Here is a 22,197-nt window from a genome sequence, read left to right on the forward strand (position 1 = left end):
TCCGGTGTTCCGGCGCGTGACCGGGGATGTCGCCGAATCGGCGGTACATGTGCCGGGCACGGTTCCGGTTGAGAAGTTGAACAAACCGGCCAACGGGGACATGACAGAATAATGGGACGGAACCGCCCGTCCGGTTTCCCGTCCGTTGCCGCCCCGTTTCCGTCCGTGCGCCCCGACAGGCGGTGGACCGGGGGGTGAGCGCACCGGGCAACGGCGGATACCTTTAGTGCGTGCAGCCAGCAAGTGAACCCCCACAGGGCCCTTCAGGGCGTCTCCACCGGGCGCGTGCCCTCTACCGGAACGTCTCGAAGCGAAGGACCGCCTGGCTGCTGCTCAAGGACACCGTCAACTCGTGCATGGAGTACCGGATCCTCGGCCTCGCGGCCGAGGCCGCGTTCTTCACCCTGCTGTCCGTGCCGCCGCTGCTGCTCAGCATGATCGGACTGCTCGGCTACGTCGACGACTGGACCGGCGCCGACACCATCGCCAGCCTGGAGAACAACCTCCTGGAGGCGTCCCGGACCGTCCTGTCCGACAAGGGGGTCTCGGAGATCGCCCAGCCGATCCTGCACGACGTGATGAAGGGCGGCAGACCCGACGTCATCTCCATCGGCTTCCTGTTCGCCCTGTGGTCGGGCTCCCGCGCCGTGAACGTCTTCATCGACACCATCACCGTGATGTACGGCCTCGACGGCGTCCGCGGCATCGTCAAGACCCGCATGCTGTCCTTCGCGCTCTTCATCGTGGCCCTGCTGATCGGCTCCATCGCGCTGCCGCTGATGGTGGCCGGCCCGGACGCGGTGGTGAACGTCGTGCCGTGGTCGACGACCGTCGTGCAGGTGCTGTACTGGCCCGTCGTCATCATCCTGTCGGTCGTCTTCCTGACCACGCTGTACCACGTCTCCGTGCCCGTCCGCTCTCCGTGGATCGAGGACGTGCCGGGCGCGCTGGTCGCCCTGGCGATGTGGGTGCTCGGCAGCTTCCTGCTGCGCATCTACCTCACCAGCACGGTCGAGGGACCCACCATCTACGGCTCGCTGGCCGCGCCCGTCGCCGTGCTGCTGTGGATCGGTGTGTCCGCCTTCGCCGTCCTCGTCGGGGCCGCGGTCAACGCCGCGATCGACCGGGTCTGGCCGGCCGCCGCGACGGCCGCGGCCCGCGCCGCGAACGAACGGGTCCGCGAGGCGCAGCTGGCCGAGCACGTGGCCCGCGCCGCCGCGGGCGTCGAACCCGATCCGGACGACCCGGACATGCCCTCCGAGTTCCCCGAGCGCTGGTCGCGCTTCCTGCCGCCGGAGGACGTGACGTCCCGTCTGCGCACCCATGTGAAGAGCACGCACCCACCCCACCATCACAAGCCGGACAGCCCTTAACCTCCTCGGCCCACGCCTGCCGGGTGCCCTGCCACCCCTGCTGACCCTCACCCCCGACGTGTGGGACTGCCCGCTCGCGCCGTTCCTCATGGAGGAGATCGTGCGCGACGGACCGGGCCAGGAGGTGGTCCTCGACTGCTCGACCAGCTGGTCATCGCCGCGCTCAGGGCCGGGTTCTCCCGCCCTGGGGCGGCGGCCCCGGCCTGGTACCGGGCGCTCGTGGACCCCGTCGTGGGCCGGGTGCCGCGACGGCGCCAGGACGACCCCGCGCGCCCCTGGACGGTGGCCTCCCCGGCCGTCAAGGCCGGGGTGTCCCGCGCGGGCCTCGCCCGCCGCTTCGCCGAGCTCGTGGGCGAGCCCCGATGGCGTATCTGACCGGCCGGCGTCTCGCCCTGGCCGCGGACGCACTCCGCGACGCCGGCGACACCCTGGAGGCGATCGCCCGGCGGGTCGGCCACGGCAGCGCGTTCGCCCTGTCCAGCGCGTTCAAGCGGGTCTACGGCGTGAGCCCCCAGGAGCATCGGGAGCGGGTGGGGGAGACCGCGCGCGTAGGCTGACGGACGTGTACGAGGAGAGGCCGTCCCGGCTGCCCGGAGCGGTCGTGTGGCGGAACACTCCGGCCGAGGCCGGCGTGGGACGGGTGCTGCCCGACGGCTGCATGGATCTGCTCTGGCACGAGGGCCGGCTGCTGGTCGCGGGACCCGACACCCGCGCCTACCTCACCGAGGGCGCCCCCGGTGTGTGGACGGGCCTGCGGTTCCGTCCCGGAACCGCCCCCGCCCTGCTGGGCGTGCCCGCCCACGAACTGCGCGACCGGCGCGTGGCCCTCGCCGACCTGTGGCCGGCCGCGGAGGTCCGCCGCCTCACCGCCCGCATGCACGCGGCCGCCGGACCGGCGAGCGGGCTGGACGAGCTGGCACTGCGCCTGGCCGCCGCGGCCGAACCCCCCGACCCGCTGCTACGGCACCTCGTGGCCGCCCTCGACGCGGGCCGCCCGGTCGCGGCCACCGCCGGAGAACTCGGCCTCGGAGCACGCCAGTTGCACCGCCGCTCCCTGGCCGCCTTCGGCTACGGCCCCAAGACGCTGGCCCGCGTGCTGCGGCTGCAACGGGCTTTGGGGCTGGCCCGGCGGGGTGTCCCGTTCGCGGAGACGGCGGCCCGGACCGGGTTCGCCGACCAGGCCCATCTGTCCCGGGACGTCAAGGAGTTGGCGGGCGTCCCGCTGCGCGAGCTGCTGGGGTAGCGGCGGGGATCTACCGGGGCAGCGGGGCGAACAGGTCGACGCCGTTGCCGTCCGGGTCGTGCACGACCGCGTACCGCTGGCCCCAGAAGGCGTCCCAGGGCTTCAGCTCTCCGTGGTGTCCCGCTGCGACCAGCTCCTCGTACGCGGAGTCCACCTCCGCCGGGCTGCCGCAGTGGAAGGCGAGCGCGGTCCGGTAGCCGCCGGTGGGCGGCCGCCATCCGGCGTGGAAGGAGCGGACCGTGTCCTCGGTGTCGAGCAACAGGCGCAGCCCGCCCGGCAGTTCGGCCTCGCAGTGCGGCTCGTTCTCGGCGCCCTCGGGGAACGCCAGGCCGAGCCGGCGGTAGAAGGTGACGGCGGCCGCCATGTCGGAGACGACCAGCCCGACGGCATCGATTCGTGGAGTCATGCGATCACGGTAGGCAGCAGTCCGGTGACGGGTCTTGAAGGAATCGGACATGGCTCACCGGCTCACCCGAAGGTCACCGGCCCCTGAGGCGTCTCCACCGTGAACGACAGCCCCACCGGCCCCTCGGCCACGACCAGTTCGGCCCCGACGGCGGCCAGCAGAGGCCGCAGCTCGTCCGGGTCCGGAGCGGTGGCGGACAGCCGTACCAGGGGAGTGACGGGCAGCTCCGTGGCGGTCGGATGGACCGACGCCCCCCAGTCGATGAGGAACGGCACCAGACCGGAGGGGTGCTGCGTGTCGCCGTCGGTCAGCCGCCACTCCAGCAGGGTGCCGTCGGGCCGGCGGCGGCTCATCGGGCGGACGTCACCCGGGTCGTAGCCCCGGGCGCGGGCGGCGGCCACGGCCGCGTCGAGGTCGGGCGGGCTGATGGCCCAGGTCACGGTACGCGCGCGGTCCACCTCGTCGACGTCGAACGGACGGGGACCGTCCGGCTCCGACTGCTCCGGGTCCGGCCCGATGATCTCCAGATAGCTCGAACCGCCCAGCGACACCAGGAAGTTACGGGTGCCCCGCCCGACATGGGCGCCGCCGGGAGCGGGTGCCACACCGGTGCGACGGGCGAACTCGGCGACCGTCGCCGCCAGATCGGGAGTTGCGAGGACGAGGTGGTCGAGGTGTGAGGGGATCGCGTTCATCGGAGTCGAGGCTACGCAGCCCGGCCTGCGCGATGGAACACCTGTGCGGCGGCGTTGCGTCGCATACGGCAGGATGGGGGAGTGATCCGTACCCTGCGCGCCCTGCCGCCGCTTCTGCTGCTGCCGGTGCTGCTGACGGCCGGCTGCGGCACGGAGAAGGCCGGCGTGGGCGCCGGAGCCGGCGGCTCGGCCGCACCCGCCGACCCGGCCCAACTCAAGGCGCGCGCACAGGCGTTGGGCATCGCACCGGAACTCGTCTACGTCACCGGGTCGCCCGGCTACACCCTTGCCCGGCAGTCCGTGGGCGTGTCCGGCGACGACGGCTTCTCCGCCGTGTACTGGTCGCGGAAGGCCGGCACGCAGATCGAGATCCGGGTGGACCGCGGCACGCTGACCTCTGCCACCTGCCCGCGGCAACCCGTCGGCGACGCACCCGACGGGCAGACCAGCTGCACGCGCGAGGGCGACGCCTGGTACCGCAGCGCCGGGCGGCAGCACGGATACGCGCAGCCGAGGAAGGGCTACGTCATCTGGCTCACCGGCGCCGGCGTCCCCCGCGCCACTCTGCACAAGGCGCTCCTCGCCGTGCACCACCCCTCCGCCACCGAACTCTCCGACCTCCTGCCACCGGCGCCCACATCGACCCCCACCGCACCGGTACGCCGCGGCGACCTCCCGCCGAACGGCGACGGAGCCCCGAACAACGACGTGCCGGACGAGGCCGGCTGAGCAGGCCAAGTGCCGGGTCCCCGCAACGTTTTCAAGGGCGCGGGGAACTGCGCGACCAGCCACAACAACGTTTTTGGGGGCGCGGGGAACTGCGCGCCCAGCCACGACGCACCCGCGGACGACCGAAGAACCCCCGCGACACCCCCCCGAACGCTCAGCGCGAGCGCCCCGTGCTGGCCCGCTCCACCAGCCGCGTCGACAGTTCCGTACGCGTGCTCTCCGGCCGGTCCCCGTCCATCATGCGGACCAGCTGGTGCAGCGCCGTCGCCGCCATCTCCGACAGCGGCTGGCGGACGGTGGTCAGCGCGGGGGAGATCCAGCGCGACTCCGGCAGATCGTCGAAGCCGACCACGCTGACGTCGTGCGGGACCCGCAAGTCCCGTTCCGCCAGGGCCTGGTACACGCCCAGGGCCATGTGGTCCGAGCAGACGAAGACCGCGGTCGGCGGCTGGCGCAGGTCGAGGAGTTCCAGCATGCGGCGGTGCGCGACCGTGTCGTCGAAGCCGGCGTGGCGGACGTACTCCGGGCGATGGCGGACGCCCGCCGACGCGAGCGCCGAACGGTAGCCGGCGACACGCGCACTGCTGCACATCTTGCGCTGGTCGCCGGCGATGACGGCGACGCGTTCGTGGCCGAGGGAGAGCAGGTGCTCGGTCGCGGTGACCCCGCCCTGCCAGTTCGCCGCACCGACCGACACCACGCCCGGCGGTGGTTCGAGGACCGGGTCGATCAGGACGTACGGGATGCGGTGCTGGTCCAGCCAGGCGTACTGCGACACCGACAACTCGGCCAGGTTGAACAGCACTCCGGAGGATCCGCGCGCGATGAGCTTGTCCAGCCAGCCGCGCTCCGGGCGGGCGCCCCGGGTGCGGGTGAGCCCCGCCGAGACGACCACCTCCAGGCCCGCGTCGTGCGCCGCCGACTCCACGCCCTGGAGCACCGCCCCCGACCAGGAACTCTCCAGCGAGTGCACCACCAGGTCGACCAGCCCCGGCACCTTCGCCGCGTCGAAGCGGGGCCTGCGGACGTAGCCGAGGCGGTCCAGGGCCTCGGTGACGCGGCGGCGGGTCTCCGGTGCCACGTCCTCCCGGCCGTTGACCACTTTGGAGGCGGTCGGCACGGACACCCCGGCCTCGCGGGCCACGACGGCCAGCGTCGGCCCGGCCGCCACGCCGGCACTTCCCGTGCGGACCATCGGGGACCGCCTCTCCGGCCCGCCCGAGGGCCATGAAAAGTTTCGACCAGCGCGAAAAGGTAAGCGCTTCCTACCCTAAGTTCACCGGCTCATGACGGGAAGAGCCCGGGCTTCGCAGGTCTCGATGGTCCCGAACTTTCGAAACTTCGAACGTGGCGAGGGGTGTTGGCGGGCGACCGGCTTCACCGGCGGCGGCTGCGGCCGGCTCGGCCCCGGCACGCCGGTGTACGCAACGTAGCCGCGGCCCGCGTGAAGCGGTACGCACCGTAGCCGTGTCCCCCGGTCGGCGGCCTGAACGCGCTCTGCGCCGGAATACCGCGCCGTGCTGTGGTGCTCTGTTGTTCACGGTGCGGCGGCGCGTGAGGAAGCTGGTGGTCGTATGACGGCGGCAGTCCCTGCAGACCCCGTGGTGAACACGCCGTACGGAGCCGTGAGGGGCCGGTACGAGCACGGGATCGCCGTGTTCCGCGGTGTCCCTTACGCTGCACCGCCCTTCGGCCCCCGGCGGTTCAGGCCGCCCGTGCCGCCCGAGCCCTGGGACGGTGTGCGCGACGCCGGTTCCTTCGGGCCGACGGCGCCCAAGCCGCCGTACTCCGAGTCCTTCGCCATGTACCTGTCGGACCCCGAGGTGCCCGGTGACGACTGCCTCAACCTGAACGTGTGGACGCCGGAGCCGGGCCCAGGTGCCCGGCTCCCGGTCCTGGTGTGGCTGCACGGCGGCGCCCTGACCAGGGGCTCCTCCGCGGTGCCGGTGTACGACGGGCGGGCCTTCGCCCGGGACGGCGTGGTCCTGGTCTCGGTGAACTACCGGCTGGGCGTGGAGGGCTACGGACTCTTCCCGGACGCCCCCGCCAACCCCGGTCTGCGCGACCAGCTGGCCGCCCTGGAGTGGGTGCACGCGTCGATCGCGGCCTTCGGCGGCGACCCGGACCGGATCACCCTGGCCGGCCAGTCGGCGGGGGCGATCAGCGCCGGGGCCCTGCTGGCCGCCCCGCAGACACGGGGGCTGATACGCCGGGCGGTCCTGCAGAGCGGGCCGCCCGAGGCGTTCGAACGGGACAAGGTGCGCCGGATGGTGCGCCGCATGGCGACCCGGCTGAAGATCCCCGCGACCGCCGCGGCCTTCGCCGAGGTCGACCGCGACCTGCTGCTGCGCACCCAGGGCGAGGTGGGCCGGCTGAGCAGCCCCGTGGTGGGCGGTCCCTCGTTCGGCATCGTCATCGACGGCGACCTCGTGCCCCGCGACCCCCTGGAGGCCCTCGTCGAGGGCGACGCGGCCCGCGGCGTCGACCTGATGATGGGCTGGACCAGCGACGAGTACCGCCTCTGGCTGGTCCCCGGCGGTCTGCTGGAGCGCGTCGACCGGCTGGGCGCCGTCGCCCTCGCCGGCGCGATGGCCCGCTGCCGCTGCGGCACGGAGGTGCCGCGTGGCTACCGCACCCTGCACCCGGAGGCCGGCACCGCCGAGATCGTCGGGCAGCTCGTCACCGACCATCTGCTGCGCGTCCCGGTGCACCGGCTGGCCGACGCCCGCAGCGGCTCCTCGTACGTCTACGAGTTCGCCTGGCCCTCCAGCCTCCCCGGCCTGGGCGCCTGCCACGCCCTGGAACTCGGCTTCGTGTTCGACACCGGCCACGTGCCGGAGTCGCGCAAGCTGGCCGGTGAGGGCGGGCCCGACGAACTGGCCACGGCGATGCACACCGCGTGGGTGCGGTTCGCGACCGGGGGAGACCCCGGCTGGCAGCGCTGGGACGAGACGCATCCCGTGCGGATCTTCGACGCGGGCCCACCACGCATCGCGTACGGACCGCGGGACGCCGAGGTCGCCCTGTGGAGCGCCGACGCCCTTTCCCCGCCGGAGGCCGCACGCGTGTCGGTCCCCACGCTCGCCGCGCCGCCGCGCGGTACGGAGCTGCGGTCGGTCGTGCGGCGGCTGCGGCTGCCGGGCTCGGTGCGCCGGCAGTGACCACGGCGGTGTCGCCCGGGGCCGGCGCGCGGGCCGGTTCCGGCGGGGCCCGGTCCGGGGTCAGGCTTGCAGCGCTGAGCACACATGTCGGTCCCCGCGCTCGCCGCGCCCCTGCGCGGTTCGGAGTTGCGGTCGGCGGTTACGGCTGCCGGGCTCGGTCCGCCGGCAGTGCCCAGGGCGGCGCCGCCCGGGCCGGTTCCAGCGGGCCCGGTCCGGGTTCAGGCTCGCAGCGCTGAGCGGCTGCGGCTGCCCGGGTCGGTCCGCCGGCAGTGACCACGGCGGCGCCACCCGGGGCCGGCGCGCGGGCCGGTTCCGAGGGGGCCCGGTCCGGGTTCAGCCCCGCAGCGCCCTCGCGATGCCCGCGACCGCCTCGGGCCCCACCCGGCAGCACCCGCCGATCAGGCGGGCGCCGGACGCCCGCCAGCCGGCGACCTCGTCCGGGGCGAAGCTCGCCCGGCCGTCCCAGGCGCGGGCCGCGGCGTCCCAGGTCTCGCCGCTGTTGGGATAGACCACGACCGGCTTGCCCGTCACACGTACGGCGGTCTCGACCGCGCCGCGGACGTCCTTCGGGGCGCAGCAGTTGACGCCGACCGCAATGACCTCGTCGGCCCCGGCGGCGAGCGCGAAGGCCTCCTCCAGCGGCTGCCCGGCACGGGTGCGGCCGCCCGCGACGGAGTACGACAGCCAGGCCGGCACGCCGAGCCCCCGCACGGCCCGCAGCAGCGCCGCCGCCTCGTCGGCGTCGGGCACCGTCTCCAGCGCCAGCACGTCGGGGCCGGCCGCGGCGAGCACCTCCAGGCGCGGCCGGTGGAATCGCTCCAGCTCGTCGACGCTCAGGCCGTACCGCCCCCGGTACTCGGACCCGTCCGCGAGCATCGCCCCGTACGGCCCGGCGGACGCCGCCACCCACAGCGGCCGCGCGATCCCCTCCGCCCGGGCCCGCCGCGCCGCCTCGCGCCCCAACTCAACGCTCAGGGACAGGAGGTCGGCGGCTCTGCCGTGACCGATGCCCCGCTTGGCGAAACCCTCGAAGGTGGCCTGGTAGCTCGACGTGATCGCCACGTCCGCGCCCGCCTCGTAGTACGCGAGGTGCGCCTCGGCGATCGCCTCCGGCCGATCCGCGAGCAGCCGCGCCGACCACAGCTCGTCGCTCAGGTCGTGGCCGGCGGACTCCAGCTGGTTGGCCAGGCCGCCGTCCAGTACGACGGTCCCGGCGGCGAGGGCTGCGGCAAGGCTGTTCGTGCTGGTCATGCCGTCGACGGTAGTCGAACCGGTAAGCACATGTGGAGCAGGGGAGAAAGCGCTGTCTCTTTGTCTCGCCGGACCCGTTGACCTCGTCGCGCCACACCTCTACCTTTTCGGCGTTCGTAATGACAGATGGCGTTCGTGATCTCGAACAGATGAGCCTGTCCACCCCTTCCGTCCCCCCACCCCGCGAGAGGCAGCCGTATGAGCCGCAACGACGACCTCCCCGAGCCAGAGCCCCCCAGCAGACGCCTGATGCTGAAGGGTGCCGCCCTCGCCGCGGGCGCCCTGGCGGCCACCCCGGCCGTGGCGGCGGCCGCGCCGAGGCCGGCGCCGTTCCGCAACCCGCTCGTGCGTCAGCGCGCCGACCCGTACATCCACCGACACACCGACGGCCACTACTACTTCACGGCCACCGTCCCCGAGTACGACCGCATCATCCTGCGCCGCTCCCGCACGCTGAACGGCCTCGCGACCGCCGCCGAGTCCGTCGTCTGGACCAAGCACGCCACCGGTGCCATGGGCGCCCACATCTGGGCGCCGGAGATCCACCGCATCGGCGGCAAGTGGTACATCTACTTCGCCTCCGCGCCCGCCGAGAGCGTGTGGGACATCCGCATCTGGGTCCTGGAGAACGCCAACCCCGACCCGCTCAAGGGGACTTGGGCCGAGAAGGGCCAGATCAGGACGGCCTGGGAGACCTTCTCGCTCGACGCCACCACCTTCACCCACCGCGGCACCCGCTATCTCGTCTGGGCCCAGCACGAGCCCGGCATGGACAACAACACCGCCCTGTGGCTGTCGAGGATGGCGAACCCGTGGACCCTGACCGGACCCCAAGTCCGGCTCTCCACACCGGAGTACGACTGGGAGTGCGTCGGCTACAAGGTCAACGAGGGCCCCGCGGTCCTCGCCCGCAACGGCCGCATCTTCCTCTCGTACTCGGCCAGCGCCACCGACTACCACTACTGCATGGGCCTGCTCACGGCGGACGCGGACGCCGACCTGATGAACCCCGCCAACTGGTCCAAGTCGCCCGTCCCCGTGTTCACCAGCAACGACACCACCAAGCAGTACGGCCCCGGCCACAACTGCTTCACGGTCGCCGAGGACGGCCGCAGCGACGTCCTCGTCTACCACGCCCGCCAGTACAAGGAGATCACCGGCGACCCCCTGAACGACCCCAACCGCCACACCCGGATCCAGAACCTCCGCTGGACCCCGGACGGCACCCCGGACTTCGGCATACCCGTGGCCGACACCGCGACCGGCGCGACGGCCGGCCCGGCCGCCGGCTGAGGTGAAGGAGAGTGTGTGAGATGAGACGTGCCTACGCGGTACTGCTCGCCCTCTGTCTGACGCTGGTGGGCGCCCTCGCGACCGCGGGCCCGGCGCAGGCAGCCGCCCAGACGGTCACCAACGGCGTCCAGTTCACCGACACTTCGGGCAACGCCGTCCACGCCCACGGCGGCGGGGTCATCAAGGTCGGCTCGTACTACTACTGGTTCGGCGAGGACCGCAACGCCGACAACACCTTCAAGTACGTCGACGCCTACCGCTCCACCGACCTGAAGAACTGGGAGTTCAGGAACCACGTCCTGACCCAGTCGTCCGCCTCGGAGCTGGGCACCGCCTACATCGAGCGGCCCAAGGTCATCTACAACGCCTCCACCGGCAAGTTCGTGATGTGGATGCACAAGGAGAACGGCGTCGACTACAGCGAGGCCCGTGCCGCCGTCGCCGTCTCGGCCACGGTCGACGGCAGCTACACCTACCAGGGCAGCTTCCGCCCGCTCGGCGACTCCATGTCCCGGGACATCACGACCTACGTCGACACCGACGGCACCGGCTACATGGTCTCCGCCGCCAACGAGAACTACGACCTGCACATCTACAAGCTCACCGCCGACTACACCGGCATCGACAGCCTGGTCGCCAACCCCTGGCCGGGCGGCCACCGCGAGGCCCCGGCCCTCTTCAAACGGGGCGGCGTGTACTTCATGCTGACTTCGGGCGCCACCGGCTGGAGCGCCAACCAGCAGCAGTACGCCACCGCCACCTCGCTCGCCGGACCGTGGACCGCGTGGACGAACGTCGGCGACTCCACGGCGTACAACTCCCAGACCGCGTACGTCCTCCCGGTCACGGGCACGTCCGGCACCTCGTACCTCTACATGGGCGACCGCTGGGGCAACTCCTTCGGCGGGACCGTCAACGACTCGCGGTACGTGTGGCTGCCGCTGACCTTCCCGAAGTCGACCTCGATGTCGATGTCCTGGTACCCGGAGGTCACAGTCGACACGGCCGCCGGAACCGTCACCGGCACCAGCGCCACGTACAACACGCTGATCGCCCGGCACAGCGGCAGGTGCGCCGATGTCACCAGCCAGTCGTTGTGGCAGGGCGCCCAGCTCAAGCAGTACGACTGCAACGGCGGCGGCAACCAGAAGTACTGGTTCAGGTCCGCCGGCAGCGGCTACTACCAGCTGATGGTCAGGAACAGCTCCCTGTGCGTGCAGGAGAACGCGAGCACCGTCACCCAGGAGAACTGCAGCTCCTCGGCCACCGCCCAGCAGTGGTCGCTGACCACGTCCGGCTCCTACGTCACGCTCACGTCCCGCGCGAGCGGCGAGTGCCTGGACGTGTCCGGCGCGTCCACCGCCAACTCCGCCGCGATCATCACGTACACCTGCAACGGCGGCACCAACCAGCAGTGGACGCGCGGGACCTGACGTCAGGTCAGCAGGTCGATCGCGTCGATCGAGGTGCCCGCGCTCAGGAACGACGTCGATCCCGAGCCGCTCGCCACGTAGATCCTCAGCGTGTTGTACGCGCCGGTGTCCGTCAGCCAGGCGGACGCCGGCACGCTGTAGGTGAACGTGTGGTTGTTGCCCCGGTAGGAGCCCACGGTCAGCGACCGCGTGCTCGGCTGGGCGGGCGGCGTGGGGACGGCGGAGGTCCAGGTGTCGTTGACGGTGACTTGCGGCCGGCCGTTGGCGTAGGCCGTCGTCACCCCGATGCGCAGGGTGTGCGCGGCGGCGGCCTGGGCGGCAGTCAGCCTGAAGTAGACGGTGACGCCGCTGTTGACGTCCTTCCACAGATAGCAGGGGAAGGACGAGGTCTCGGTGCCGCTGCCGACGACGACGTTCCCGGTCCAGGACGCGGCCCGCACGTCGGAGGGGTGCGCGTACGTCATCAGGTCCGCGTTCTTGAACCCGCTCGGCGAGCCGTTCCAGTCACCGATGCGCCAGATCGCGCTCGCGTTGCTCGGGTCGTTGGAGGACGGGATCGCGATGCTGTTGAGCGTGGTCGTGGTTCCGGCCGTGACGGTCACCGAGCCTGTGTGGACGGCGAGTTCACCCTTGAAGACGGTCAGCGTGTACGTCCCCGGAAGGACGCCCCCGATCGAGAAGTAGCCGTCGGAGGACCGTGCCGAACTCCAGTACTGCGCGGCCGAGTTGGCCAGCCCGACCGTGTACGGGGACGCCGTGTCGCGCCCGGTGATCCCGACGCCGGCGACCCGGCCGCGCCCGCTCGCCGCCACATACCCGGAGATGCCGAGCGCATCCGCCCAGGAGGTGTCCATATTGGCGTGGTGGAGCGCGGACGAGGGCGCCCCGCCGTCCGTGAAGGCGATGACGTACGGGCCCTGGAGGCCGAAACGTTGGGCCTCCGTCTGGTTCTCGCCGTAGTAGAGGATCTCGTACAGGCCGCCGCCGTCGGCGCTCTGATGCCGCAGCAGGGAGCGGTAGAACGGGCCACCCGACGCCTTCTCGTGGTTGCTGCGGACCATCCACAGGCCGACACCGCCGGCCGACCAGCCGATGTAGTCGTAGTCGGCGACCCGGAGCTTCGAGTAGTGCTTGGAGCGGGTCTGGCCGTCGGACTTCCGGAAGACGTCCGAGGCCTCGACGGTCGTGGGCGCGTAGGTGTACGAGTCGGGCTCGTCGTTGAGGAACAGGCCGGCCCTGACGCGCACGATGTAGCGGGTGGCGCTCACCGAGTCGTCGGCCTTGTTCGTCCACAGGTAGACGTTGTTCTCGCCGCTGCGGGCCGCGTAGTAGTGCTTGAGCGTGCCGTGGGCGACGGAGACCAGGATCGTCGGACCGGACTGCTCGATGGTCACCGTCGAGGTGCCCAGGCCGGATTCGATGTGCGAGTTCTTGCCGCCGTAGCCCTGGTACTCCGTTCCCTTGTAGACCAGCGAGGTCAGGTCGCCGTTGGCCTTGCTGACCTTGAGGACCAGGCTCGCGCCGGTGTCGACGACGTAGTTCGAGCCGTCGTCGCTCCAGCCGAAGCCGGCGGCGGACGCCCGGCCGGCAAGCGGGCCGGCGAGGGCGGCCGTGCCGGCGGCGGCAGCGGAACCGAGGACGAAGGTGCGGCGGCCGACCGCTCTGTTCGCGGTGTCGGACATGGGGGTGCCTCCTTCGGAAGCCAGTGGGGGGTGCGAGTGACTGTGAGAGTGACAGTTGAACTGCCTTCGCGAAAGGGCTTTCGCAGGACTCAGGTCGGCAGTCCGGCGAATCTGGTCCTATATCTAGAAAGCGCTTGCAGATCAGCGGTACGGTCCCTGCCGCCAGGCCTTGTCGTCCGGTCGTTCACGGAGGGATGCGCGTATGAGACGTTTCCGCGTACGTTTCCACTTCGCCGTGCTCGCGGCGCTGGCACTGAGCGCCGACCTGGGCGCGGCACCCGCCCAGGCGCACGAAGAGCCCAAGCCCCCCGGCATCGCGAACTGCACTGCCACCGCCTGCCACTTCGACGTCCCGCCCGGCACGTACGACGTCCGGGTCCTGCTCGGCGGCGAGGCCGCCTCCAGCACCGCCGTCAGCGGTGAGACCCGCCGCTCGCTGCTGCCCGGGACACCGGTCGCCGCCGGTGAGCGCGTCGCCCGCAGCTTCACCGTGAACGTCCGCACGCCCGAGGGCGAACCGACCGGACCGCAGGGAGCTCCCGGCCTGGATCTGGCGATCGGCGGAACGGCGCCCGCGCTCGCCGGGATCCAGGTCACCCCTGCCCGGCACACGCGCCAGATCTTCCTGGTCGGCGACTCGACCGTCTGCGACCAGCCCGCCGACCCGTACTCCGGCTGGGGCCAACAGCTGCCGCAGTACTTCCGCAAGGGCCTGTCCGTCGCCAACTACGCGGATTCCGGGGAGAGTACGGTCACCTATCTGGGGAATCCGCAGCTGTGGGCCACCGTTCAGCCGCTGATCCGCCCCGGTGACCTGGTCCTGATCCAGCTCGCCCACAATGACAAGACCACCGACGGGGCGACGTATCGCGGGAATCTGGAGACACTGGTGGCCGGTGTACGGGAGAAGGGCGGACGTCCGGTGCTGGTGACCCCCATCGTGCGGCGCTGGTTCAACGCCGACGGAACTCTGAACAACGACACCGCCCTGCTGGTCAACAGCCTCGGAGTGGACCATCCTGCTGTCATCCGTTCGGTCGCCGCGGAGCACGGGGTGCCGCTCATCGACCTGACGGCGCGGACGAAGGCGCTGGTGGAGTCCCTGGGCGTCGAGGGCTCCAAGGCGATCTACCTCTACAACGAGAAGAAGGACAACACCCACACGTCCGTCCACGGCGCCACGGTGTACGCAGGGCTTGTCCGTGACGCGCTCGTCGCCCAGCATCTGGTGCCGAAGGGCCTTGTGCGGGTGGGATGAACCCCTGGGGCGTCTCGACCGGAACCGGGGCGCCCCAGGTCTCACCTTCCGTACGCCGTGAAAGAGAGCCGATGGACCTGCCGCCCGACGACCGCACGCTCAGCCCGCGCACCGGATACACCCGCGCCCACTGGGAGGCCGCCGCCGACTCCCTGCTCGCCGCGGTCGAGCCGTACGCGGTGGAGGGCGGCGCGCTCTACGACCTCCCCGGGGACCACACGAGCTGGTCCGGCCGGCTCTCGGACGGCCTGGAGGGCTACGCCCGTACGCTGCTCGCCGCGGCCTTCCGCCGGGACGAGACCGTGCTCCAGCGGTACGCCGAGGGACTCGCGGCCGGTGTCGCGGGCGTCTGGCCCCGGATCGAGGACCGCAGCCAGCCGCTGGTCGAGGCGGCCTCGATCGCTCTCGCGCTGCGCCTGACGCGCCCGCTGCTCTGGGACCGTCTCGACGACGGTGTACGGCAGCGGGCGGCCGCCTGGCTCGCGGACGCTCTGACCGCCGACGCCTGGCCCTGCAACTGGGAGTTGTTCCCGGTGACCGTGGGCGGCTTCCTCCAGGAGATCGGCCACGAGCCCGAGGCGTCCCGCAAGGCGATCGAGCGCGGTCTTGCCCGGATCGAGGAGTGGTACGTCGGGGAGGGCTGGTACACCGACGGCGACGGCCGCAAGTTCGACTACTACAACGGCTGGGCGATGCACCTCTACCCGGTGCTGCACGCGTGGCTGGCGGACGACGCCGACCTCCTCGACACGTACGGCGGCCGGCTCTCCCGTCATCTGGAGGACTACGCCCGCCTGTTCGGCGCGGACGGCGCCCCGATGCACCAGGGCCGCAGCCTCACCTACCGCTTCGCGACGACGGCGCCGCTGTGGCTGGGCGCGCTCACCGGGCATACGCCGCTGCCGCCGGGGGAGACGCGCAGGCTCGCCTCCGGGGCGCTGAAGTACTTCGTCGAGCGGGGCGCGGTGGACTCCCGCGGCCTGCTCACGCTTGGCTGGCACGGGCCCGACACGGCGCTCCTGCAAGGCTATTCGGGCCCCGCGTCCCCGTACTGGGCGAGCAAGGGGTTCCTCGGGCTGCTCCTCCCGGACGACCACCCGGTGTGGACGGCTCCCGAGGAGCCGGGCCCGGCGGAGCGCTCCGACGCGCTCACGACGATCTCCGCCCCCAACTGGCTTCTGCAGTCCACGCGTTCGGACGGGGTCGTCCGCCTTCACAACCACGGCAGTGAGGACGTCCGCTACGACCCGTACTACACGCGCCTCGCCTACTCGACGGTGACGCAGCCGGTCTCGTCGTACGACAACAGCGTGATCGTCGGCGACGACCCGAGCCGCACGGAGATCGTGCCCTTGGGTGTGGGCGACGGCTGGGTGGCCTCCCGGCACACGGCGGGCGGGGGAGCGCGGGTGACCAGCGTGGTGCTCGTGCAGGGGGCCGTGGAGGTACGGGCTCATCTCGTCGCGGGCGCGCGGCCCGGGACGCCGGTGCGTGTGACGGGGTGGGCGGCTTCGGAGGGGGTGCGCGCGGAACTGCTGCCTGCCGTGGGCCTGTCGGAGACGCCGACGGGGGTCGCCGGGGTCGCCGGGGTCACCGGTGAGGGAGACACCCTGTTCGTCGCCCTGGCCCGGCTGACCGGAGAGCCGGATTCGGTGCCTCTCGGGGAGGCGGTGAGTGTACGGGCCGACGGGGAGCGGGAGTTGACCGTACGGTGGGGCGACGGGTCCGAGGCTGGTGTCCGTTGGGTTGGCTCCGGAGTGGAGGTCGTGGCACCGGACGGCCGGTGAACCGAATCTCGGTTGCTGTGGCCGATCGGCGCGTCTGAGAATCCCTCCCATGACCTCCACGATTCGCCACACCACGTTCGACTCCACCGACGCCCACGCTCTCGCCTCGTTCTGGTCGCAGGTCCTGGACAGGCCGTTGCACGAGGACGACCATCCCGGTGACCCGGAGGCGCTGATCGCTGACGCGGGCCTGCTCTTCGTCACCGTGCCGGAGGGCAAGAAGGCCAAGAACCGGCTGCACTTGGACCTTCAGCCCCAGGACCGCACCCGTGACGAGGAGGTCACCCGCCTGCTCGCCCTGGGGGCCACCCTCCTCGACGACCGGCGCACCGACGACGGCAAGGGCTGGGTCGTCCTCGCCGACCCGGAGGGCAACGAGTTCTGCGTGGAGCGGAGCGCGGCGGAACGCGCGGGCTGAGGCGGGTCAGGACACTTCGGCCGGCGCCGAAGTGATGCGGCCTTAGCGTGCCTGTATGACCGAGAACCCGCAGGAGACCCCCGCCCAGGCCGTCACCGGCATGGTGGGGCACGTCCTGGAACTGGCCGCCACCTGGACGAGCTGGGACGGCAGGCCCGCCCATGTCGACGATCGCGTCTACACCCCGCACAAGGCGGTCCGCCGGGTCGCCGATCATCTGGTCGACCACCTCGCCGAGCTGGAGGCCCGGCTGGCGGGCGAAGTGCCGCAGCCCGACCACTGGCACGCCTCCATGGTGACGACCGAGGCGGACCTCGCGCCCTTCACGCAGGCCGACCTCGACGAGGCCCGCAGCCGTCTGATCCGCCTCGCCCGCATCTGGGCGAACCGCCTCGACGCCCTCACCGACGAGCAGCTCGACCGCTCGCCCGGCGAGGGCTGGAGCTTCCGCGAACTGGCCCTGCACCTCAAGGGATCGACGTACTACGCCGATTCGGTGGGCGATCTGTCATGAGCGAGTTCGCCGATCTGCACCACGCCGCCGAGCCGTTGCTCCTGCCCAACGCCTGGGACCACGCCTCGGCCATGGCGCTCGCCGCCGAGGGCTTCCGTGCCGTCGCGACGACCAGTCTGGGCGTCGCCGCGGCGGCCGGCCTGCCCGACGGGACGTCCGCGACACGCGACGAGACCCTGCGGCTCGCGCTCACCCTGGGCACGGCGCCCTTCCTCCTGTCCGTCGACGCGGAGGGCGGATTCAGTGAAGTCCCGGACGAGGTGGCGGAGTTCGCGCGCCAGTTGGCAGCCGTCGGGGCCGTCGGCATCAACCTGGAGGACGGGCTCGGCCCCGTCGAGCGGCACGCCGCGAAGATCGCCGCGGTGAAGGCCGCCGCACCCGGCCTCTTCGTCAACGCCCGTACCGACACCTACTGGTCGGGCGGCGGAGAGGGCACGCTGCCCCGGCTCGACGCCTACCGGGAGGCGGGCGCCGACGGGGTGTTCGTCCCCGGACTGACGGACCCACGCGAAATCGCCCGTCTCGTCGAGCACTTGGGCGACCTCCCCCTCAACATCCTCTACTCGCCGACCGGTCCCACGCTTCCCCAGCTCGCCGGCCTCGGCGTACGGCGTGTGAGCCTCGGCTCGCTGCTGTACCGGCGGGCCCTGGGCGCGGCCCTGGAGACGGTCGCGGACGTCCGGGCCGGCCGGACTCCGCAGGGCACGGCACCGTCGTACGCGAAAGTCGACGCACGGGCCCGAAGGAGCGACCCGGCTCACAGCGCCGGACGGTGACTCCTTGGTACGGTGGATGCTTTCGTGGGTATCAGACCCTTTGGACTCATCTCCGGCAAGGGACCGAGGAACCATGGACATGGACATCCCCGGCGACAAGCGACTGGCGGCCGCCGTCGTGATGGACGACGACGGCAGGGTGCTGCTGGTCCGCCGCAGCGAGACGGAGAAGTTCCTGCCTCGCGTCTGGGGCGTCCCCTGCGGCAAGCTCGAACCGGACGAGAGCGCCCAGGACGGTGCGCTGCGCGAGCTGAAGGAGGAGACCGGGCTCCTCGGCGAGGTCGTCCGCAAGGTCGGCGAGTCGTCCTTCCTCAGCGAGTACCGCGGCCACGAGGTCAAGAACTGGCAGGAGAACTTCCTGGTCAGGCCGCTGAGCCGGCACATCACCCTGCCCCGGCCCGACCAGGACCACGTCTGGCTGACGCGCTCGGAGCTGACCACGGTCGACATCGACGAGTACAACCTCGGCATCGTGGACCAGGCGTTCACGACATCCTGAGCAGCTTCCCCGCGCCGCCCTCTACGACTTCCTGAGCAGCTCGGCGAGCCCGCTGAGCGCTCCCAGATAGTCGTCCACGCCGAGCGGCACCTTCGCCACCGCTCCCGGATGCGGGCCCGCCGCCGTGAACACATCGGTGTGCGGCCGTCGTTCGGGTCCCGTCTCCAGGAACAGGGTCACCGTCGGCACGTCCGTGTCGCACCAGGCCCGGTGCAGGGTGTGCGCCGGCAGGGCGTACGCGCTGCCGGCCGCGTACTGCCCCACATGGGTCAGCCGCAGCCGCGCCGGGCCGACCGGCTCCAGCAGCCAGTCCGCCGTCCGCTCGGACAGCGACTCCTCGTAACGGGCGGTGGGGATGCCTGTGCCATCACCGTGTCCGACCTCGTACAGCTCCATCGACAGCCGCCCGCGGGCGATGTACGAGGCGAGAGCCGAGCGGTGGTTGTGCACGTCCTCCTCGCCGATCGCACCGGCACCCCGGTGCCACAGGTGGACGCGGAGCATGTGGCGCGGTCCGTCGTCGACGAGCAGCAGCTTGTCGAAACCGAGGACGTGCCGGTACGACAACCGGGCGCAGCCCTCCGGATCGCCCTCCCCGGAGGCGAGATCGGTGACCAGTTCCAGCAGCCGCTCGGGGGAGCCGAGTTCGGCGACGACGGAGCGGGCCGCCGCGACCAGTTCGTGCTCGGGCAGATCACCGTCCAGCGTCCTGGTCAGCAGCCGCCGCGCCTCCAGAACCTGCCGACCGCCCATGCACTTTCCTCCGCCTCCGGCCCCGGTCGCCCAGGGCCCGGGTTCATTGTTCCGGCTGATACATCCATACGGCATGGGCCCGCAGCGCCGAAAGTCCTTGATAGGTCATCCACATGGGCTGCCGCAGTTCACCGCCGTCGGGCCGCCCCCAGGACCAGATGCCGTCGCTCTGCCCGGCCCACACCGCGGCTGCGGCCCCGTCCAGCCGCTCCCGCCATGCCTCCTGAAGCCCGTCCTGTGCCGCGACCTCGCGGGCACCGGGTGTCATCAGGGCGCGGACCAGCCAGGAGGCGGTGAAGTGCCGTACATTCAGCACCTCGTGGCGCGAGGGGTCGTCGGTACGTGGCCGGCGCACCTCCTCGCGCAGGTTCCGTAGATCCTGACACCGGTGATGGGGAGTGTCCGTGCAGGTCAGCAGCCAGCGGACGCCGTCCTCCCGGGTGGCGCGCACGGCCTCGTCCTCGCCCAGGACGCGGGCCGCCCGGTCCAGCGCCACCACGGCCTGCGCGGTGTGCAGCGCGGACGGCAGCCCGTACGGCGCATCGAGCCGGTAGCCCCAGCAGCGCAGGTGCTCACGGCGGGCGTCGCTGATCGCGCCGTCGGCCAGGGCCTCGCGCAGCAGCGGCAGTACGGCGGCGTCGGGCGCGGCGCGCATGAGTCCGCGCAGCACGGTCGTCACGACATGCGTCGACTCCCGCCCGGCGCGGTCGAGTTCATGGGTGAACCCGTCCGTGCAGTGGCCCACCTCCGCCGCCAGCCGCTCGCCGGACACGCCGGCCCGGGCCAGCGCACCCAGCACCAGCGCCGTCACCTCGGGGCGGGCCTCGGCTCCCTGCGACCGCGCCGACCAGCCACCGCCGGGCAGCCTGAGCCGCCACAGCGTGTCCACCAGGTCGCCGGTGCGCAGCCGGCCGTCGGGCACGCCGAGGTCGAGCATGATGTGCAGGCCGTAGGCGGTGCCGACCGAGGTGGGCCGGAACGGCCCCGACTCGCTGAGGGAGTGCGACCAGCCGGTGAGGCGGCCGCGGTCCGGGTCGTCGACCACGGCCGCCTTCTCGACGAGCGTGCCGTATGCGGAGGCGAACACCTCGGGGAGCGGGCCGGGTGAGGGACGCTCCGCGGCGGCGGGGACACGGACGAGGGGCCGGGCCGGGCCGGCCGCGCCCCGGGCCCGGACCAGCGCCGCCGCCAGCCAGGCGGCCACGCCCGTCCCGATCCCGCTGACCCCGGCGACCAGATACCGGGCGGGCTGCCCGCCGAGGGAGTCGGGCAGCACCCCGAACAGGAACTGGAACACCCCGTACCCGGCCGCCGCACACCCGAGACTCCCCAGCCAGCCGACGAAGCGCGCGGTGTCGCTGGGCCCGCCGGGTTCCGGTGGTGTCGTACGGTCGGTTCTCAAGGGACGGCGTCCCAGCTGCTGTTGAGACAAGGCGTGCTCCCTCCCCCCGGGGTTGCACGTGGCTTCCGCGAAGATTCCAGTCTAAGTGGTCTGCGGGGCCTGTGAGTCGCCGACCGGAACGAGTGTCTCCGCGAGCAGTCCGGCGAAGTCCACGGGATGCTCGGCCACGCCGACATGCCCGCCGGGGAACTCGACGAAACGGCTTCCGGTCTCACCGGAGAGGAACTGCGCGGTGCGGTGCAGGAGTTGACCGCGTGAGTCGGAGCCGGCGGCGAGGGTGAGGCGGGTGGAGGAGCTCGTGAGGGCGGTGAGGTCGGGGGCGTGGGCGGTGAAGTTCCGCAGGACATGTGCGAGGAAGAGGGCCATGGGGTTGACCAACTCCTCCTCGCCCGTCAGGGGTTGAGGATCGACATGCGGCTCGGGTTCGGTCTCCGTCAGTACGGCGCCGAGCCGGGCACCGGCGGCCTGGAGCCCGGCCGCCCGATAGGTGTCGTACACCTCCCGGAACCGGGCCAGCTGCAGCGCCCCGTCCGGCAGCACTCCCACACACGGCGGCTCGTGCGCGACGACGTGACTCAGCCGCCGCGGATGGCGGGCGAGCAGGTCGAGGACGGCGATCCCGCCGGAGCTGGTCCCGAGGACGAACGCCGACTCGCCCTCGGGCAGCACGTCGTCGAGCACCCGCCGCGCCCCGTCGCTCCACCCCTCCACCCGCTGGTCGGGCACAGGCTCCCCGAGCCGCCCGTGGGCGAGCCCGAGGGGGTCGTACGTCACGACGGTGAACCGGCCGGCGAGCACGTCGGTCATCCGGTCGAGGCCCATGGGGTGGCCGGCGCCGCCCGGGACCACGAGGAGGACGGGCCCCGATCCTTGGACGTCGTAGTGGATGTCGGTCATGGGTGTCCTTCTCCTCCATGGTTGTCCGTGTCCTCGCGAGGCCAGTGCTCGAGCGTGATGTGCAGGGCGTCGACGGCCTTGTCCCAGGACTTGCGCACGTCGCGCGGGGCGCCGAAGCCGCCGGTGGCCTCCAGGGCGCAGTAGCCGTGGAAGGTGCTGCGCAACAGGCGTACGGCGTCGGTGAGATCGGGCTCCTCGAGGCCGTAGGCGCGGAGCATGCCGTAGGTGATCTCGGCGGTGCGCCGCAAGACCGGGGAGTCGACGACCAGCGACTGGTCGATGCGGATCTGCGTCGCGGCGTACCGTCCCGGCCGCTCCAGCGCGAACTCCCGGTAGGCCCCCGCGAAGGCGGCCAGCGCGTCCTTGCCGGCCCGCCCGGCGACGGCCGCCGCGATCCGGTCGATCATCTCGGCCCCGGCGAGCAGCGCCATCCGCGTACGCAGGTCCTGAAGGTTCCTGACGTGCGAGTACAGGCTCGCGTCCTTGACCCCGAAGTGCCGGGCGAGCGCGGAGAGCGAGACATTCTCGAACCCCACCTCGTCGGCGAGGTCGGCGGCGGTGGCGACGATGCGATCGGGGGTGAGCCCCGCTCTGGCCATGGAGACGCCTTCCTGGGAGGGCCGAACC

At 72.1% G+C, this 22,197-nt stretch carries 21 protein-coding genes and 1 pseudogene; 13 read left to right on the forward strand and 9 right to left on the reverse strand.

Features of this window, described 5'->3' with window-relative positions:
• Positions 1–230: 230 nt before the first annotated feature.
• From ACIBN2_RS07385 to ACIBN2_RS07395, 3 genes and pseudogenes are all read left to right on the forward strand, one after another.
• A complete protein-coding gene (locus ACIBN2_RS07385) occupies positions 231–1,373 on the forward strand; it encodes a YihY/virulence factor BrkB family protein (RefSeq protein ID WP_399133244.1) in 1,143 nt (380 codons plus the stop codon).
• A gap of 13 nt (positions 1,374–1,386) precedes the next feature.
• A pseudogene (locus tag ACIBN2_RS07390) lies at positions 1,387–1,930 on the forward strand (helix-turn-helix domain-containing protein); the annotation flags it as partial.
• Between the two features lie 5 nt (positions 1,931–1,935).
• Complete coding sequence (locus ACIBN2_RS07395) at positions 1,936–2,616, forward strand: helix-turn-helix domain-containing protein (RefSeq protein WP_399133245.1); 681 nt, start codon at positions 1,936–1,938, stop codon at positions 2,614–2,616.
• A 10-nt stretch (positions 2,617–2,626) separates the two neighbouring features.
• Here the strand turns inward: ACIBN2_RS07395 and ACIBN2_RS07400 are convergent, their stop codons facing one another.
• Together ACIBN2_RS07400 and ACIBN2_RS07405 are read right to left on the reverse strand one after the other, a co-directional pair.
• Positions 2,627–3,022, reverse strand: a complete 396-nt coding sequence (locus ACIBN2_RS07400) for a VOC family protein (protein ID WP_399133246.1) — start codon at positions 3,020–3,022, stop codon at positions 2,627–2,629.
• Positions 3,023–3,084: 62 nt separating this feature from the next.
• Positions 3,085–3,717: a VOC family protein gene (locus ACIBN2_RS07405; protein ID WP_399133247.1), complete on the reverse strand. Its 633-nt coding sequence runs from the start codon at positions 3,715–3,717 to the stop codon at positions 3,085–3,087.
• Positions 3,718–3,798: 81 nt separating this feature from the next.
• On the opposite strand from ACIBN2_RS07405, the gene ACIBN2_RS07410 reads away from it, so the two are divergent.
• The gene (locus ACIBN2_RS07410) at positions 3,799–4,446 is read left to right on the forward strand and encodes a hypothetical protein (RefSeq protein WP_399133248.1); all 648 of its coding nucleotides are present in this window, start codon (positions 3,799–3,801) and stop codon (positions 4,444–4,446) included.
• A gap of 154 nt (positions 4,447–4,600) precedes the next feature.
• Here ACIBN2_RS07410 and ACIBN2_RS07415 read toward each other — a convergent pair whose 3' ends face one another.
• On the reverse strand, positions 4,601–5,641 hold the full coding sequence (locus tag ACIBN2_RS07415) for a LacI family DNA-binding transcriptional regulator (RefSeq protein ID WP_399133249.1): 1,041 nt from the start codon (positions 5,639–5,641) through the stop codon (positions 4,601–4,603).
• A 379-nt stretch (positions 5,642–6,020) separates the two neighbouring features.
• Here ACIBN2_RS07415 and ACIBN2_RS07420 point away from each other — a divergent pair, with 379 nt between their 5' ends.
• Positions 6,021–7,607, forward strand: coding sequence for a carboxylesterase/lipase family protein (locus ACIBN2_RS07420; protein WP_399133250.1), 1,587 nt, complete (start codon positions 6,021–6,023; stop codon positions 7,605–7,607).
• Positions 7,608–7,940: 333 nt separating this feature from the next.
• Here ACIBN2_RS07420 and mmuM read toward each other — a convergent pair whose 3' ends face one another.
• Entirely contained in the window at positions 7,941–8,858 is a 918-nt protein-coding gene (gene mmuM, locus ACIBN2_RS07425; RefSeq protein WP_399133251.1) for a homocysteine S-methyltransferase, read from the reverse strand.
• A 198-nt stretch (positions 8,859–9,056) separates the two neighbouring features.
• On the opposite strand from mmuM, the gene ACIBN2_RS07430 reads away from it, so the two are divergent.
• Positions 9,057–10,151: a family 43 glycosylhydrolase gene (locus ACIBN2_RS07430; RefSeq protein WP_399133252.1), complete on the forward strand. Its 1,095-nt coding sequence runs from the start codon at positions 9,057–9,059 to the stop codon at positions 10,149–10,151.
• Between the two features lie 20 nt (positions 10,152–10,171).
• Positions 10,172–11,584: an RICIN domain-containing protein gene (locus tag ACIBN2_RS07435; RefSeq protein WP_399133253.1), complete on the forward strand. Its 1,413-nt coding sequence runs from the start codon at positions 10,172–10,174 to the stop codon at positions 11,582–11,584.
• A gap of 2 nt (positions 11,585–11,586) precedes the next feature.
• Here ACIBN2_RS07435 and ACIBN2_RS07440 read toward each other — a convergent pair whose 3' ends face one another.
• On the reverse strand, positions 11,587–13,266 hold the full coding sequence (locus ACIBN2_RS07440) for a rhamnogalacturonan lyase B N-terminal domain-containing protein (RefSeq protein WP_399133254.1): 1,680 nt from the start codon (positions 13,264–13,266) through the stop codon (positions 11,587–11,589).
• A 202-nt stretch (positions 13,267–13,468) separates the two neighbouring features.
• Here ACIBN2_RS07440 and ACIBN2_RS07445 point away from each other — a divergent pair, with 202 nt between their 5' ends.
• From ACIBN2_RS07445 to ACIBN2_RS07470, 6 genes are all read left to right on the forward strand, one after another.
• Positions 13,469–14,524 (forward strand): rhamnogalacturonan acetylesterase, encoded by a 1,056-nt coding sequence (locus ACIBN2_RS07445; protein WP_399133255.1) that lies wholly within the window; start codon positions 13,469–13,471, stop codon positions 14,522–14,524.
• A 71-nt stretch (positions 14,525–14,595) separates the two neighbouring features.
• Positions 14,596–16,311 (forward strand): DUF2264 domain-containing protein, encoded by a 1,716-nt coding sequence (locus ACIBN2_RS07450; protein ID WP_399133256.1) that lies wholly within the window; start codon positions 14,596–14,598, stop codon positions 16,309–16,311.
• A gap of 49 nt (positions 16,312–16,360) precedes the next feature.
• A complete protein-coding gene (locus ACIBN2_RS07455) occupies positions 16,361–16,729 on the forward strand; it encodes a VOC family protein (RefSeq protein WP_399133257.1) in 369 nt (122 codons plus the stop codon).
• A gap of 55 nt (positions 16,730–16,784) precedes the next feature.
• Positions 16,785–17,243, forward strand: a complete 459-nt coding sequence (locus ACIBN2_RS07460) for a hypothetical protein (protein WP_399133258.1) — start codon at positions 16,785–16,787, stop codon at positions 17,241–17,243.
• A complete protein-coding gene (locus ACIBN2_RS07465) occupies positions 17,240–18,019 on the forward strand; it encodes an isocitrate lyase/phosphoenolpyruvate mutase family protein (RefSeq protein ID WP_399133259.1) in 780 nt (259 codons plus the stop codon). The genes ACIBN2_RS07460 and ACIBN2_RS07465 overlap by 4 nt, the downstream gene beginning before the upstream one ends.
• Before the next feature lie 79 nt (positions 18,020–18,098).
• Entirely contained in the window at positions 18,099–18,518 is a 420-nt protein-coding gene (locus ACIBN2_RS07470) for an NUDIX hydrolase (RefSeq protein ID WP_399133951.1), read from the forward strand.
• Between the two features lie 21 nt (positions 18,519–18,539).
• Here the strand turns inward: ACIBN2_RS07470 and ACIBN2_RS07475 are convergent, their stop codons facing one another.
• The 4 genes from ACIBN2_RS07475 to ACIBN2_RS07490 are packed head-to-tail and all read right to left on the reverse strand — an operon-like array spanning position 18,540 to position 22,169.
• On the reverse strand, positions 18,540–19,271 hold the full coding sequence (locus ACIBN2_RS07475) for a hypothetical protein (protein WP_399133260.1): 732 nt from the start codon (positions 19,269–19,271) through the stop codon (positions 18,540–18,542).
• A gap of 43 nt (positions 19,272–19,314) precedes the next feature.
• Positions 19,315–20,703: a hypothetical protein gene (locus ACIBN2_RS07480; RefSeq protein WP_399133261.1), complete on the reverse strand. Its 1,389-nt coding sequence runs from the start codon at positions 20,701–20,703 to the stop codon at positions 19,315–19,317.
• 51 nt (positions 20,704–20,754) lie between these two features.
• On the reverse strand, positions 20,755–21,570 hold the full coding sequence (locus tag ACIBN2_RS07485) for an alpha/beta fold hydrolase (RefSeq protein WP_399133262.1): 816 nt from the start codon (positions 21,568–21,570) through the stop codon (positions 20,755–20,757).
• Complete coding sequence (locus ACIBN2_RS07490) at positions 21,567–22,169, reverse strand: TetR/AcrR family transcriptional regulator (RefSeq protein ID WP_399133264.1); 603 nt, start codon at positions 22,167–22,169, stop codon at positions 21,567–21,569. The genes ACIBN2_RS07485 and ACIBN2_RS07490 overlap by 4 nt, the downstream gene beginning before the upstream one ends.
• Positions 22,170–22,197 lie beyond the last annotated feature (28 nt).

It is taken from the genome of Streptomyces sp. NPDC050534 (assembly GCF_044457745.1).
Classification (GTDB): Bacteria; Actinomycetota; Actinomycetes; order Streptomycetales; family Streptomycetaceae; genus Streptomyces.

Bases quoted from the DNA above. Each gene is read 5' to 3' on its own strand.
- ACIBN2_RS07455 (WP_399133257.1), top strand. From the start codon at position 16,361: ATGACCTCCACGATTCGCCACACCACGTTCGACTCCACCGACGCCCAC.
- ACIBN2_RS07440 (WP_399133254.1), bottom strand. From the start codon at position 13,266: ATGTCCGACACCGCGAACAGAGCGGTCGGCCGCCGCACCTTCGTCCTC.
- ACIBN2_RS07490 (WP_399133264.1), bottom strand. From the start codon at position 22,169: ATGGCCAGAGCGGGGCTCACCCCCGATCGCATCGTCGCCACCGCCGCC.
- ACIBN2_RS07460 (WP_399133258.1), top strand. From the start codon at position 16,785: ATGACCGAGAACCCGCAGGAGACCCCCGCCCAGGCCGTCACCGGCATG.
- ACIBN2_RS07475 (WP_399133260.1), bottom strand. From the start codon at position 19,271: ATGGGCGGTCGGCAGGTTCTGGAGGCGCGGCGGCTGCTGACCAGGACG.
- ACIBN2_RS07430 (WP_399133252.1), top strand. From the start codon at position 9,057: ATGAGCCGCAACGACGACCTCCCCGAGCCAGAGCCCCCCAGCAGACGC.
- ACIBN2_RS07465 (WP_399133259.1), top strand. From the start codon at position 17,240: ATGAGCGAGTTCGCCGATCTGCACCACGCCGCCGAGCCGTTGCTCCTG.
- mmuM (WP_399133251.1), bottom strand. From the start codon at position 8,858: ATGACCAGCACGAACAGCCTTGCCGCAGCCCTCGCCGCCGGGACCGTC.
- ACIBN2_RS07445 (WP_399133255.1), top strand. From the start codon at position 13,469: ATGAGACGTTTCCGCGTACGTTTCCACTTCGCCGTGCTCGCGGCGCTG.
- ACIBN2_RS07405 (WP_399133247.1), bottom strand. From the start codon at position 3,717: ATGAACGCGATCCCCTCACACCTCGACCACCTCGTCCTCGCAACTCCC.
- ACIBN2_RS07470 (WP_399133951.1), top strand. From the start codon at position 18,099: ATGGACATCCCCGGCGACAAGCGACTGGCGGCCGCCGTCGTGATGGAC.
- ACIBN2_RS07485 (WP_399133262.1), bottom strand. From the start codon at position 21,570: ATGACCGACATCCACTACGACGTCCAAGGATCGGGGCCCGTCCTCCTC.
- ACIBN2_RS07415 (WP_399133249.1), bottom strand. From the start codon at position 5,641: ATGGTCCGCACGGGAAGTGCCGGCGTGGCGGCCGGGCCGACGCTGGCC.
- ACIBN2_RS07450 (WP_399133256.1), top strand. From the start codon at position 14,596: ATGGACCTGCCGCCCGACGACCGCACGCTCAGCCCGCGCACCGGATAC.
- ACIBN2_RS07400 (WP_399133246.1), bottom strand. From the start codon at position 3,022: ATGACTCCACGAATCGATGCCGTCGGGCTGGTCGTCTCCGACATGGCG.
- ACIBN2_RS07420 (WP_399133250.1), top strand. From the start codon at position 6,021: ATGACGGCGGCAGTCCCTGCAGACCCCGTGGTGAACACGCCGTACGGA.
- ACIBN2_RS07435 (WP_399133253.1), top strand. From the start codon at position 10,172: ATGAGACGTGCCTACGCGGTACTGCTCGCCCTCTGTCTGACGCTGGTG.